The sequence below is a fragment of the Peribacillus kribbensis DSM 17871 genome (genome assembly GCF_000430765.1).
Classification (GTDB): domain Bacteria; phylum Bacillota; class Bacilli; order Bacillales; family DSM-1321; genus Paraperibacillus; species Paraperibacillus kribbensis.
The window spans coordinates 114,501-127,560 of sequence record NZ_KE387241.1 but is presented as its reverse complement, the minus strand read 5'-3'; the positions used below and the strand labels follow the sequence as shown (position 1 = coordinate 127,560).

Below are 13,060 nucleotides of genomic sequence, written 5' to 3'. Positions count from 1 at the left end.
TTCTTTATAGTATGATAATGTTTTAATGAGAAAAAATTGCCAAGATTATGATGGCAGGTTTTCTTTAAGAACAGGGAATAGTTTCTCTCTAATAATTCTCATCGGCTTCAGGCTGTCATGGTACAATTCACCTGTTATAACTATGACCATTTGGAGGGAAGGAAGTACGATGATATATTGTCCTCCAAAGCCAAGGGCAAAGTAGAATGAATTTTTTGGAGAAAAATCGTTCAAGGGCTCCAGTTTATTCACCCACCAGTGCATCCCATGATGTCCGATAAATTCATAGGTTAAAAGGTTGGGCTTTATACTTTCCAGAAGCCATTCTTCAGAAACCACTCTCTTTCCACTGTACAGCCCTTTTTGAAGCATTAGACATCCAATCTTGATCATATCCTCTGCTTTAAGGACCAGTCCGTCCGCACCCTTGTTAATTTTCATCCGATCCTCATACCATCTGTATTCTGAGATGCCAAGCGGCTTAAATAGATGCTTTACTGCAAACTCTTCTGTCTTCATCCCAGCTGAGAGCTGAAGGATGCCCGACAGGATGTGGGAGCATCCGGAATTGTAATTCATGTGGGTCCCAGGCTCGTGTATAAGGGGTCTATCCAAAACAAACTTAATGATATCGTGATGGTACACCATGGGTGCAAAGCTGTTCCATTCCCCAAGTTCCGGAAAGTCCAATCCATCAGACATTGTCAGCAGATGGCGGATGGTTAACTCCTTTTTTCTGGGGTCCGCCTGTGAAGAGAGGACTTTTGGGAAGTAAAATCGTATGGGGGTATGAATGGATGGGATATATCCTTTATCTATAGCTATTGCTATCAAAATCGAGAGAATGCTTTTGGTGCAGGAGTTGAGCTTGTGCAGCTTATCCCGCTGCTTATTGTTTTTATAGTAGGAATATTGGAGATCTTGGTTTTGATAAATTAGACAGCAGTTCACCTTTTCTTTTTTAATTTCTTTATTCAAAAAATCCAGATTCATTCTTCCTCTCCTTTTCCTTGGGGAATCCACATTTGTAAAATATAAAATTTACAAAATTGTAAAATAAATCAAATAATTCGCTTATAAATGTAACATTCAAAGTTTTGGATCGTCTAATAAAAAATGTGAGGGAAAAGTCCTTTGGATGGATATTTGACCAAAGGAATATCCAAAAATGAAAAGGGAGGAAGGACGTTGGATGAAAGGCCTTAAAGTGTTTTTGCAATATTTCTTTACAGTGCTGGTGATCCTTGCGGTCAGTGTAATTCCAAGGGTAGCCATCGAAAAAGGGCCATTCAATATAACCGGATATGTAGAAGAGCTTCTAGATTTGATCCCGAAATTTATCCATCCGGGCAATTGGATTGTTACCTACCAACGCACGTCATTTTCTATCATGGAGGTTATGAAGGCTCCTTATTTAATCTCGCTCTCTGTCCTGATCGGTGCTCTTTGCACAGGAATGCTTGCAGTGCTTCTGCTCAGACGTGTGACTGCTCATCTGCCTTCAGCAGTGAATAAATCGATACAGGAGATTTATCAAATATTCTCTGAAGCAGGACTGAGTTTATTAATAGGCTTTGGTCTCATGTATTTTCTTTCTGCTCTGGAAATACACTTTTCAGCACCGGTGAGTATAATCATTGGAATATTGGCTGCTGCTGTCTTTCCAGCTGTTTATTTATTTGGTAAATGTTTGCTGTGGGATGAAAAAGAAGCAATAAAACTGAAAAGTAGGGGGTTCTTTCCTATTTTCCGGGAATTTATTGTTCAGGCTAAAGTCCGCGGGGAAAGTTTGGCAGGACATCTGAGGACGGCGGCCTCCCTTTTGATCATGGGTCTTTTTGCCGTGGAATCCATTCTTCAAATCAAGGGATTGAGCATCTATATGGCCGCCTCCTTTAAACCAGTCATTATGGCGGCTGGCCTGCTGTTTCTTTATACTCCATTTTTTATTATCACCCATACAGCCTCGCTTCTGGGCAGGAGCCAAAACGACAGTGAAATGTATGGATTTACACTAAACTGGAAAAATCGGCTGATCCATGCCGTTAAGGGAATCGGGGTTCACTTTTCCAACCCGAAATTTACGGTGGGGTTTTTATTCTTATTCGGTTTAGTGGCATTCAGCTTTTTCTATTCTGAGTTTAAAGAACATGAAATCAAAAAGGTCCTTCTCTTAATGGACTCACATGGGAAATTGCTCAGTTCTTCTCCTCATCCGCCTTCTTCCCAGATGTGGTTCGGTTCGGATACAGGGGGAAGGAGCATAAGAGATCAGCTTTTTGTCGGGGCAAAATATACGATCTCCTATGGTTTGCTCATCGCCCTATTAAGAGTGGCGGGGGGATTTTTCTTTGTGATATACTACACTTTTCATTTTAAGGAAACTACCAGAATTTTCATTATCAAAGTAGTGGACTCCATTCATTTCCTGCCGCTGAGTCTTATAGCTATTATTCTCCTGAATCCCATTGTAATGGACAGGGGAGGGAGGAATTGGGATTATTCATTCCTTGAGCGGGTGGTGCTGGAGGTAGTCATTTTAACTCTTCTTGTTGTTCCTCTGATCACCGTATTAATCGGGAATGAGATGAAGATCATATCCCAGCAGACGTATGTAGAAAGCGCTAAGACACTGGGAGGTGACAGCCGCCATATTCTCTGGAAGCACATCTTTCCGCAGCTGGCTCCGCGTCTGTTCATTTTGTTCGGCCAGCAGTTTATCCAGGTTCTGCTCATATTCGTCCATTTGGGTCTGTTCTATCTTTTTTTTGGAGGCACCATCATTTCACTAAGCGAGACACCGGATCCGCCTAGAAGTCTTACCTATGAATGGTCAGGGCTGATTGCTGACGCCAGGGATGCTTTTATGTACCAAAAATATTGGCTTGTGGTTCCTGCCTTGGCAGCCTTTATGCTCTGCATTCTCGCCATGCAGCTCATTGTTCAGGGAGTTAAAGAGGTACAGCAGCGGAAGGTTGGTGTTTTAATGCCGAAGCGGTCCAGAAAAAAGCAGGGTGCAGACTTAGAAAAACCTGTATCCCTTAAGGAAAAAAACTCTTTTTCCCTATTGTCCAAGAAAAATAGACAAGCTATGTAACCGCGAAGGGAGGGGATTCTTTGGAATTCATTATCAGATCTATTAAAATTTTGTTTTACTACCTTCTTGGGGCTCTTGGGATTGTATTTGTCAGCATTGTTCCGAGTGTCATTTCATCAGGGCAGATTTATAATATCCCTTTATATTTCAAAGAATTTTACAGGTTTGTCCTAGTTTTTATTAAGCCTGAAAACTGGGTGTATACCTACAAAAATGTGCCGATGCCAATCCTGGATTTCCTGAAGGAGCCTTATATATATTCAGCCAAAATATTTATCTCCGGAATTTTACTTGGATTTGCTGCTGCCTTGCTTCTGGCCCTGCTGACGCTCTTTCTGCCTTATTATGTGATTGATCCGATTAAGCGGGTATTGGGAGTGTTAGAGACAGTCCCGGACTTATTAATCGCAGTCTTTCTGCAAGTGACTGTGGTTGCCATTTTCAAAAAGACAGGTGTCATGCTGGTCAATTTTGCAGTTTTGGGTGATGAAACCATTTATTTGGCCCCCATCCTGACTCTTGCCATCCTTCCGGCCATCTACCTATTCCGGCTGCTGCTGATGCTGGTGGAGGAAGAACAGATTAAACCCTATACAGAATATGCCATGGCAAAAGGGATGGGCAGATTCAGAATTGTAACCATCCATAATTTCCGCAACATTTTCCCATCGATCTTTCATCATTCTAAGATTTTAGTATGGGGAGGAATGTCGAGTTTATTCATAGTTGAATATATTTACAATACGAGAGGATTGACATACTATATCATGCTCGACTTCAAGCCAATGGTCCTTTCCGCTGCACTTCTGATGATTTACACTCCCTTTTTTATATTCTATCAGGCAGGGCAGGAATGGCTGGATCATTTGGAAGCAGAGAGGAGCACGGGCAGCAGATCTGGAATGGCTGCGATCATGGAATGGAGGATTTGGAAGGAGCCTGGAAGAATCCTGACTGCGTCTGTCAAACATAGGGCAGCTATTCTAGGTGCAGCGCTTTTTGTATTTTATTGCGGGTATTATCTCCGGACGGATGAAGACCCCCTTAAAAATATTCTCTTATCCACGAGTGCCAGAGCGGAGGCATCAGGGGATAAAACGATAGCCCTATCAAATGCCAAGATTAAAAAGCAGTTTAATTCCATGCTTAAAGCCATTGAAGATAACAATATGAAGAAGTTTCTCTCATTTCAAAACAAATCGAATGCACTCTTCTATCGAGAGCAAGAAAGCTGGCTGGAGGAAATCAGCCAGAATAAAAAAGCCGGCTGGGAGACTTCAGTGCAGAAAGGAAGTATAAATCTGAAGTCCGCCGATACAGGCTCCCTCGAACTGAAAGTAAACATCAAAACATCAAAAGGGGAGGAGTACGCGGAAAAGGTGACGTATTCCATTAGTAAATCCGGCGGAAAATGGCTTTTGAACGACCTTCCTTTTAAAGAAAAGAGATACAATACTGTCACTGTCCATTATCTCAAAGGAATGGACAAAGAGGCAGACAGCCTGCTGCTGGATGCTACGTCCGTGGTCCGGCTTTACAAACAGGAATTTGGCTGGGAACCAGGCCCTATCCATATAAAACTATATAAAACCATTGAGGAGATGGGTGCGACGATTCCGGCCTATATGGTGGAGGATTGGAGCAATTATGGTGAATCCATCAAAATGATTACCCCTGTTGGAAGGCCAGGCAGCCCTGTATTATCCATCCTGGTTTCTCAGCTTTCCTCCAAAATGATGCAGGAAATGACCAATGATAATGCACCTTCCTATCTGCAGAACGGGGTGGCGGATGCATTGAGGAGTGCAGTAACGGATAGCGGGGATGGAGGACTGCTTCTAAATCTGGATGTTTTACGATTTGATGAAGGAGACAGATTGCAGATGCTGAAATCCCACCCCCTGCCAATCGGCCAAATCGGGAAACTGCAGACTAAGAACTGGATGGAGCAGTATGCATCAGGATTCTTGCTCACCAGCTATCTTTTAAGAGAAAAAGGATTGGAAAAATTCAAAGAATTTGCAGCTGAGCTGAAGAAAAATGACTATATTGATAAAGAAATTCAGAACAAGCTTCCAGAGACGAATGAGCTTGCTCTTAAAGCGATGGAAAAGGTATATGGGCCGGTTGATGCTTTATCTGCTGACTATCTGGATTACTATTCATCCGGAAGAGGAAAGATTATTAAGTGAGATCTTGAATTCTGTTGCTTCACTTTCCGACGGCATTTTATATGCCGTTTTTTTTGTGTGTAATGGAAGTATTGGAAAATATTTTAAATAGCCCATTGTAAAATGACATTAATGTCGTTTATAATAACGACAAAGATGTCATTTTTATTGGAGGGTATAATGGAAAATGTTAAACTGTTGAAAAATAAACAGTATGTGTACCTGATTAGCTCTCAGATTGTATCAAGCATAGGGGATTGGCTGGATCTCCTGGCACTCATGGCCCTGGTAAGCATCAATTGGAAGGCGAGCCCGATGGAAATGACGTATTTAATGCTTTGTCTTGTACTTCCTTCCATCCTGTTTGGATCCTTCGCAGGAGTGGCCGCAGATAAAGTCGACCGCAAGAAAATAATGATTTTTACTGATATCATGAGGGCGGCGGTTGTAGCTTTGGTTGTGTTTGCCCCCAATCTCTGGACCGTTTATCTGCTGATTTTTATGAAAAGCTCCTTTTCCGCATTATTTATGCCCGCAAAGAATGGAAAGCTAAAAGAAATTGTATCGGATGAACACATGCAGCAGGCTGTATCCATCAGCTCGATGATCGACAATGGAAGCAAGATCATCGGCCCAATGGTCAGCGGCGTAGTTGTATCTTCATTCGGTGTTCATCCCGCCTTTTATATCGATGCTGCGACCTTCGTATTATCTGCAGTATTGCTCCTGAATATAAAGAAAAGCACCAATCTTAAGAATGATGCGGATTCAGGGGAGAAGAAAAACTTCCTGGTAGAAATGAAGGCCGGATTTTCCTTTTTGAAGTCAGTCCCCGAGGTCTTGGCAGGACTTGTGGTGATGAGTCTTTCTCTTCTCGTACTGCAAATCGCAGACTCCCAGTTTATGATCCTGCTCCGCGAAATACCAGGGATCCCTATAGACCTGGCAGGCTACGCCATGTCGGCCTCAGGCGGAGGAATGTTTGTCATGGCAGCCATCTTAAGTAAAAAACCAATTAAATCTGCGCGATGGTTTTTATCACTCGGTGCGATTGGGGTAGGCGGAGGATTTGCTGTATGCGTGCTATTTACAGGCTTTCCTATATTGTTTATAAAAATCGTTTATCCGGTTTTATTTTTTATCGTGGGAATAGCAGCGGCCTCCATTTTTATTCCTTTCAATGTTCTGGCACAAAAGAGCGCACCTGTGCACATGAGCGGCAGGGTTTTTGGTACTATTAATAGTGTAACATCCAGTGCTGCCGTTATCGGAATGCTATTAGGCGGGATCCTTGTGGAAGCTGCCGGCATTAAAGCAGCCTTTATCCTATCCGGCAGTATGCTCGTCCTGATTGGGCTTGCTTCTGCATGGGTCAAACCAGCATCAGGAGGAAGTGTGACAGTTGCCGAAAGTGAGCGAGGAATACAAAGAGAAGCGTAAAGAAGAAATTCTGGAAACAGCAAGGGAAATATTTATCAAGCAGGGCTTTGAAAAGACCACCATGACAGACATCGTGGAAGCCACCGGTCTCAGCCGCGGCGGGGTCTATCAATATTTTTCAAGCACGGATGAAATGTTCCGGCATATAACGGACCGTAATGATCAGGAATCAAAAAAATGGTTCCTCAGCTTGATCGAGAATAGCAGCACTGCCTGGGAAGCTGTTGAAAAGCTTCTTCAAGAGACAGAGCAGGACCGGCTGTCTGACGGCATCGGGTTTGGCGTGGTTCAATTTGAATACTTTCTGAACAGCCTCCGGGTGGAGGAGCGGGCTTCCTACTTAATGAAAAGATTCCAGTTCTTGAGGGAGTATTTCTCCAAGCTGATACAAAATGGGGTCGAGACTGGGGAGTTCAAGCCCCTTCAGCCTATAGACGCGATCATACTGTTTATCATGAATGTTTCGGACGGACTGCTGCTATACCGCCTGATGAGCTTCAACAGGCTGGGACCCAAGGAAGTCTATGTCTCTGAGCAGGTTGAAGCATTAAGGATGTATTTGAAAGCAGTCCTGCAGGTGGAACAATAAAATTAAGAATTCCTGATAAAAGTAGGTGAAACTATGTATCTAACTATAGAGGAGACGGCAGAGTACCTCTCACTTCCAGCCCATTATGTGGAAAGTCTGGTCATGCAGAAAAAGATCAGGGCGGTCCATGACGGGAAGCAGTATTTAATTAATAAAGAGCAGTTTGCCACTCATTTTGAGCAGATGGAAAAATATAAAAGCCTTTTTGCAGAATGGCAGAATGAATCGATTCCAGAGGATATGGATGTGAAGGATGAAGACTAGGCTAAGCTGGTAAATAAGATTATTGAAGGCAGGCACCTACACTATTTCTCCCCATAAACTATTCTGGGGAGGGATGTAAATGGAATATTCATATATGGAATATGCCAGGCAGAACGAGGAGATCAGAAGGGAAATAGGCAATGCGATTAACGGTGAATATACAGCTATCATCTGCTATGAGAAGATCGCATCCATGGCGCCCACTGAAGCAGCCAGGAATCAAATCTTAGAAATCCGCAAAGATGAAATCCATCATTATCAGACCTTTGTTCAAATATACTCCACTCTGTTTGGCAGACAGCCTCAGGTCCAAATCAGAGAGGAATGCCCAAGGGACTACCGGAGGGGCCTTGACTTTGCCTTTAAAGATGAACAGGAAACGGTAGATAAATATCACCGGATTGCGCAGATGACGAATGATCCATCTATCAGGGAAGCCTTCCGTAGTGCAGCTGCAGATGAACAAAATCATGCCGTTTGGTTCCTATACTTCATGGTGCATAGAATCTAAATTAAAGTTGACATGGCACTCCAGCCCTTCTATAATCAAGAAATATACTCAGGAATTATACCAAAATAAAATAGATAAGTGTTGAAGGGAATTTAGTAGTTGCTAATGTTTTATGTCTAAGAGAGCCGGCGGTGCTGAGAGCCGGTACATAGATTAGAAACGAATTTCAATCCTGGAGCTTCTCCTTACCTAGAGGAGACGGGCAGTCCCGTTATAAAAATGAGAGGCAGCTATAGCTGCAACAAGGGTGGTACCGCGTTCATTCGTCCCTGCTGATTTATTCAGCAGGGACTTTTTTATTTTCTCTGGGCCTGTCTCTCATTGAAGCTTTATCCAGCTCATCGGGATTAAGCCGAATCTATTTCGTGTATAAATAATAATAAAGGAAGGTGTCACATGCAAGACGACAAGTTAAAAAAACAGCTTCAATCCCGCCATGTAAGAATGATTGCCTTGGGCGGCATGATTGGAACAGGGATTTTCAAAGGAAGCGCTGATACAGTGGGAATGGCAGGGCCTGGAGTCATTTTTTCTTACCTGTTTGCGGGACTGCTTCTTCTCGTAGTGATGGGTGCCATGGCTGAAATGGCCATCGTCTATCGCGGGCATGATATGAACCAGCTGATTGAAAAAGCATTGGGAAGCAGATATGCCTTCATAACCGGATGGCTTTATGTCATCCTCTGGCTTGTTGTATGTGTCATTGAGGTAATAGCTGCAGGAAGCTTCCTGCAATACTGGTTCACCTCGGCACCGCTTTGGGCGCTCAGCCTGATCTGTGCCCTTGGAATCATCCTTCTTAACAGCTTCAGTGTGAAATTATATGGTGAAATCGAATTTTGGTTTGCGGGCTTGAAGATTGTGGTGATCATTGCCTTCATATTACTGGGGGCCGCCATATTATTCGGCATCATTCCGGGCGACGGACCAGCTCCCCGTCTCCATAACTTCACGGATTTCGTGCCAAACGGCTGGGGTGCCATTTTTTCTACGCTTCTGATCGTCATGTTCTCATATGGCGGCTCTGAGCTCATCGGTTTGACCATTACGGAGATGAAGGATGCCGAAAAGGCACTTCCCGGCATTGTAAAAGGGGTCATGGTGCGCGTCATTTTATTCTATACACTGCCTATTCTTGTGATCTGCGGTCTCATTCCCTGGGATCACATTTCTCAAAGCGGAAGTCCATTCGTACAGGTATTCGAAACAGCGGGAATGAATGGGGCTTCCCACGTTGTGAATTTTGTGTTGATTACAGCGGTTCTGTCTGCAGCCAACTCAGGGATTTATGGAAGTACACGAATGATGCACTCACTTGCAGCAAGCGGGGTCGCTCCTCAAAGCTTAAAGCGTGTGACAAAAAGAGGAGTTCCATATGTTTCATTGAGCATAAGCGCACTCGTCCTTCTGCTCGGAACGTATCTTGCTTATCTGGAGCCGGATAAAATTTTTACCTATCTAATGGCTATTCCCGGCTTCGCTGTATCCATCATCTGGGTCAGTATCTGTCTGGCACAGTTAAAGCTCAGACGCACATATCCCAACCAGCCGTACTTCAAACTTTGGGGTTTCCCGTATCTGACGCTGCTGGTCATCATTGGCCTTGTAATTTCATTCATCACTCTTTTGATCAGCCCGGAAAACCGCCTCAGCTCCATCGTGTGCATTGTCATGGTCGCGGTTTTGGCCCTGATGTCCTTTGCGGTGAAAAAACTGAAAACCAAGTAAGGAAAAGAGGCCATTGCGGCCTCTTTTTCGTGTGTGCGCAGGCATGGGTGCACAAATAAAACGATAGTTCCTTCCGATAGATAGGGCTGCCATGAAAAAAACTGTCCATCATCAAACAATGGACAACTGGTCTAAGCTTAATGAAATAAAGAAAAGACGTATGCCCATACATACGTCCATTCCTCTGTCATTCGGCTGCCTGGTTAGTTTATTTTTTTTGTACCCAATCCCGTCCGAGCATGCTGTAATTGATAAGATCTTCGAAATGGTCATGAAGCCATTGGCCGTCCCGGGTGATGCCTTCCTGGATGAAGCCGAGGCGTTCCGGAATGGCCCGGCTTCTGGTATTGCCGGAAGCTACCCGGATTTCTGCGCGGTTTAGACCAAGCTCTTCAAAGATGTGGGTGAGCAGGGAGGAGATGGTTTTTGTGATAATCCCCCGGCCCTCGGCCTCTTTCGAGAGAAAGTAGCCAATGCTTGTTGATTTGTTTTTCCAGTCGATGTAATGAAGGCTGATCATTCCAACAAGCCTTCCTTGATAGCGGATTCCGGCGTCAAAGCCATTGCTGTCTTCAAAATTTTTCAGCCAGACTGGGAAGACCGGATCAAGGTCGTCCGCTGCCTGCCGTTTGTTCACCCATAAAAGCCATTTACCGAGATGCTCCCGGTTTGTATCAATGATATGAAAGAGCTCGTATTTGTGCTCGGGTCCCATCAACTCTATAAACAAATCATTGTTCACCTTTAACAGCATAGTATTCACCTCGGTAATTATATGACTTTATAGCTCGAGTGATTCTCCTTCAGCGGGCAGGGAGGGCTTCCATCTATCGAGAATAAGCCCGATCAATGCCCCGGCAAGGGCGGGCAGTGCCCATTCAAGTCCCTGTGCTGAGAGAGGAAGGGCATCCTTTAGCGCCTGCAGGGGTCCAAGATGAAGCCCGAAGGCTCCCAGTCCGTCCAGGATGGCAAAGAATCCTGAGCAGATGACCGTACTGGCATAGACTTTTCTGGAATTGTTGAAAAAACGGCTGAAGAACGTCAATGCGACAAGGACGATCGTCAGCGGATAGGCCATAACAAGGAAAGGAACCGATACCTTTAAGATTTGATCCAATCCCAGGTTGGACAAAATGAAACCTGTAAGTGTAACCAGCAATACAACGGTTTTGTAGCTGAGCCTTGGCAGGAGCTTTGAAAAGTATTGGCCGCATGCTGATGTCAGACCGACCACGGTTGTAAAGCAAGCCAGGGTAAAGATGACTCCAAGCAGGGCAGTGCCTTTCGTCCCAAGAAGGATAACAGAAGCAGAGGATAAAAGCTCAGTCCCATTTGCGGCTCCTTCAGAAGGCATCTTAGCTCCCATCAGGCCAAGGCTAAGATAGACAAGGGCAAGGAGCAGCCCGGCGATCATTCCTGCTTTTAATGTGTATTTGGTTAAATCGCTTCTCTTTTTGACGCCTTTTTGACTGATTGCTGTCAGGATGACAATTCCAAAGGCAAGGGAGGCAAGTGCGTCCATGGTGTTGTATCCTTCCAAAAATCCTTTGAAAAAGGCGCCGTTCTTGTAGGCTTCGGATGGAGCCTGGAACGGAGAATGGAACTTCAGCAGGCCGGTTGTACATAATACGACCATGGCCAGCAGAAGAGCAGGTGTAATCCAGCGCCCCATGTATTTCTCCATGGTGGATGGATTCAAGCTGACCAGGTAAACCAATACGAAAAATACCAGGGTGAATAAGAGCAGTGAGGTTCCGGACGCCGATGTGCCAAGGAAGGGCTTTACCCCCATTTCGTATGCGACATTGGCATTTCTGGGAATGGCCAGAAAAGGACCGATGCTCAAATAAATAATAACCATGAAAATTGTGCTGAAAACAGGATGAACTCTGTTCCCAATGGTCTGCGCGCCACCTTTGACAAGGGAAACCGCAAGCAAAACGGCAAAGGGAAGGCCGACTCCGGTTATAATAAATCCTGTGATTGCTCCCCAGAAGGAGGTTCCTGCTTCTGCTCCTAAAAATGGCGGGAAAATTAAATTTCCTGCTCCGAAAAACATGGAAAACAGCATTAGTCCAATAAATAAGGTGTCTTTTCGATTCATGTCATTTATCTCCTTTATGGATTTATTGAAAAATATTATATTTATATAACAGATGAATGGCCAAAACATCTGCTAAAAGAACAAAATAAAAAACCCGCCCCTAGTAAAGGGACGAGTTGTTATCTCGCGTTACCACCCTAATTCCGCATGAAAAATATGCGGCGCTCTGTACACGTACAATCATACGCGGTCCTTTATAACGGAGGAAAACCCGTCAAAGCTTACTTTTAGTTCAGCTTTGAATCTCGGAGATGATCTTCGGACACGATCTGTACACCGGCTTTCACCCTGCCGCCTTTTAAAAGCAGCCTGCCGGCTCTCTGTGGAACATAATCTTATCCTACTCTTCTCGTCACTGATTTTTATTATGTAGATATAATTTAACAGGTATCGTAGTCATTGTCAACGAAATTTAGATAATTCTATATATTAAAAATTTGGAAGGTCTGCAGGGCTTTGCTGGAAGAATGGAGAGCCAGAAAAAGAGACCCGGTTTGGGGTCTCTTCTCCTTGGTTACTGTCCTTGCTGATTTCTAAGCTGCTGCTGGGCGAACGCCACCATCCGCTTGGTCATTTCACCGCCGACAGAACCATTTGCACGTGCGGTCGCATCTGCTCCAAGCTGAACTCCAAACTCATTCGCAATTTCTTGCTTCATCTGATCAAGGGCGTTGCCGGCGCCAGGGACCAAAAGTTTGTTTCTTGCCAAGACACATCACTCCCGACGAGGAATTGAGCCAGCTAGGCTCTCTGTTAAGATAACCTTTTTTCCTGATTTGAATGCATTAAAAGTCCATGGTCCGGTCCACTTCTTCTGCAGGGGCAGCTTCTACTGCGATCTGATAGGCAGCCAGTATATTATCTCTTTCCTCTGGATCAGTAATGTTTTCGATATATTGTTCTCCTTCATCTTCTTCGACACGGACGAGAATGGTATCCTCTCCCGAAGTCAGCAAGGCATAGGACTGGTCTTCCATATCAAAAAGGGCTTCAATGGCGTATTGCTGTTCGGTTCCTTCTTCATCTTCTATAATGACAAAATCTCTCAATTCCTGTTCTTCCAAGATGGTCACCTCCATGTATTCTTTATTATCCTATCCAGGAAAAAGGATAATAAAAGGAAGAAATTTATGATCCACGACATAATGCTTGGCAT

12 protein-coding genes and 2 other annotated features are annotated in these 13,060 nt (G+C 44.2%); of the genes, 7 read left to right on the top strand and 5 right to left on the bottom strand.

The features are described 5' to 3' along the window. Positions 1-45: 45 nt before the first annotated feature. Positions 46-993 carry a serine hydrolase domain-containing protein gene (locus H539_RS0120850; RefSeq protein ID WP_026695131.1) on the bottom strand — a complete coding sequence of 316 codons (948 nt, stop codon included), beginning with the start codon at positions 991-993 and terminating at the stop codon, positions 46-48. 199 nt (positions 994-1,192) lie between these two features. Between H539_RS0120850 and H539_RS29235 the strand changes: the two genes are divergently transcribed. From H539_RS29235 to H539_RS0120815, 7 genes are all read left to right on the top strand, one after another. After that, positions 1,193-3,097 (top strand): ABC transporter permease subunit, encoded by a 1,905-nt coding sequence (locus tag H539_RS29235; RefSeq protein ID WP_162144762.1) that lies wholly within the window; start codon positions 1,193-1,195, stop codon positions 3,095-3,097. 20 nt (positions 3,098-3,117) lie between these two features. Continuing rightward, positions 3,118-5,289: an ABC transporter permease gene (locus H539_RS30285; protein ID WP_051348715.1), complete on the top strand. Its 2,172-nt coding sequence runs from the start codon at positions 3,118-3,120 to the stop codon at positions 5,287-5,289. A 159-nt stretch (positions 5,290-5,448) separates the two neighbouring features. After that, positions 5,449-6,708, top strand: a complete 1,260-nt coding sequence (locus H539_RS0120835; protein WP_026695130.1) for an MFS transporter — start codon at positions 5,449-5,451, stop codon at positions 6,706-6,708. After that, the gene (locus tag H539_RS0120830; protein WP_245602235.1) at positions 6,680-7,297 is read left to right on the top strand and encodes a TetR/AcrR family transcriptional regulator; all 618 of its coding nucleotides are present in this window, start codon (positions 6,680-6,682) and stop codon (positions 7,295-7,297) included. The genes H539_RS0120835 and H539_RS0120830 overlap by 29 nt, the downstream gene beginning before the upstream one ends. Before the next feature lie 33 nt (positions 7,298-7,330). Further along, positions 7,331-7,561: an excisionase family DNA-binding protein gene (locus tag H539_RS0120825; protein ID WP_026695128.1), complete on the top strand. Its 231-nt coding sequence runs from the start codon at positions 7,331-7,333 to the stop codon at positions 7,559-7,561. A 79-nt stretch (positions 7,562-7,640) separates the two neighbouring features. Continuing rightward, positions 7,641-8,072, top strand: a complete 432-nt coding sequence (locus tag H539_RS0120820) for a ferritin-like domain-containing protein (protein WP_026695127.1) — start codon at positions 7,641-7,643, stop codon at positions 8,070-8,072. Between the two features lie 72 nt (positions 8,073-8,144). After that, positions 8,145-8,346, top strand: a binding site (T-box leader). Between the two features lie 122 nt (positions 8,347-8,468). Beyond that, the gene (locus H539_RS0120815) at positions 8,469-9,800 is read left to right on the top strand and encodes an amino acid permease (protein ID WP_026695126.1); all 1,332 of its coding nucleotides are present in this window, start codon (positions 8,469-8,471) and stop codon (positions 9,798-9,800) included. Between the two features lie 208 nt (positions 9,801-10,008). Here the strand turns inward: H539_RS0120815 and H539_RS0120810 are convergent, their stop codons facing one another. The 4 genes from H539_RS0120810 to H539_RS0120795 form a co-directional block, all read right to left on the bottom strand. After that, positions 10,009-10,554 (bottom strand): GNAT family N-acetyltransferase, encoded by a 546-nt coding sequence (locus H539_RS0120810; RefSeq protein ID WP_035323598.1) that lies wholly within the window; start codon positions 10,552-10,554, stop codon positions 10,009-10,011. Positions 10,555-10,581: 27 nt separating this feature from the next. After that, on the bottom strand, positions 10,582-11,904 hold the full coding sequence (gene brnQ, locus H539_RS0120805) for a branched-chain amino acid transport system II carrier protein (protein WP_026695124.1): 1,323 nt from the start codon (positions 11,902-11,904) through the stop codon (positions 10,582-10,584). A 104-nt stretch (positions 11,905-12,008) separates the two neighbouring features. Next, positions 12,009-12,269: a binding site (T-box leader), on the bottom strand. Positions 12,270-12,418: 149 nt separating this feature from the next. Next, a complete protein-coding gene (locus H539_RS0120800) occupies positions 12,419-12,613 on the bottom strand; it encodes an alpha/beta-type small acid-soluble spore protein (protein ID WP_026695123.1) in 195 nt (64 codons plus the stop codon). A 76-nt stretch (positions 12,614-12,689) separates the two neighbouring features. Continuing rightward, entirely contained in the window at positions 12,690-12,968 is a 279-nt protein-coding gene (locus tag H539_RS0120795; RefSeq protein ID WP_155890175.1) for a DUF1292 domain-containing protein, read from the bottom strand. Positions 12,969-13,060: the final 92 nt, after the last annotated feature.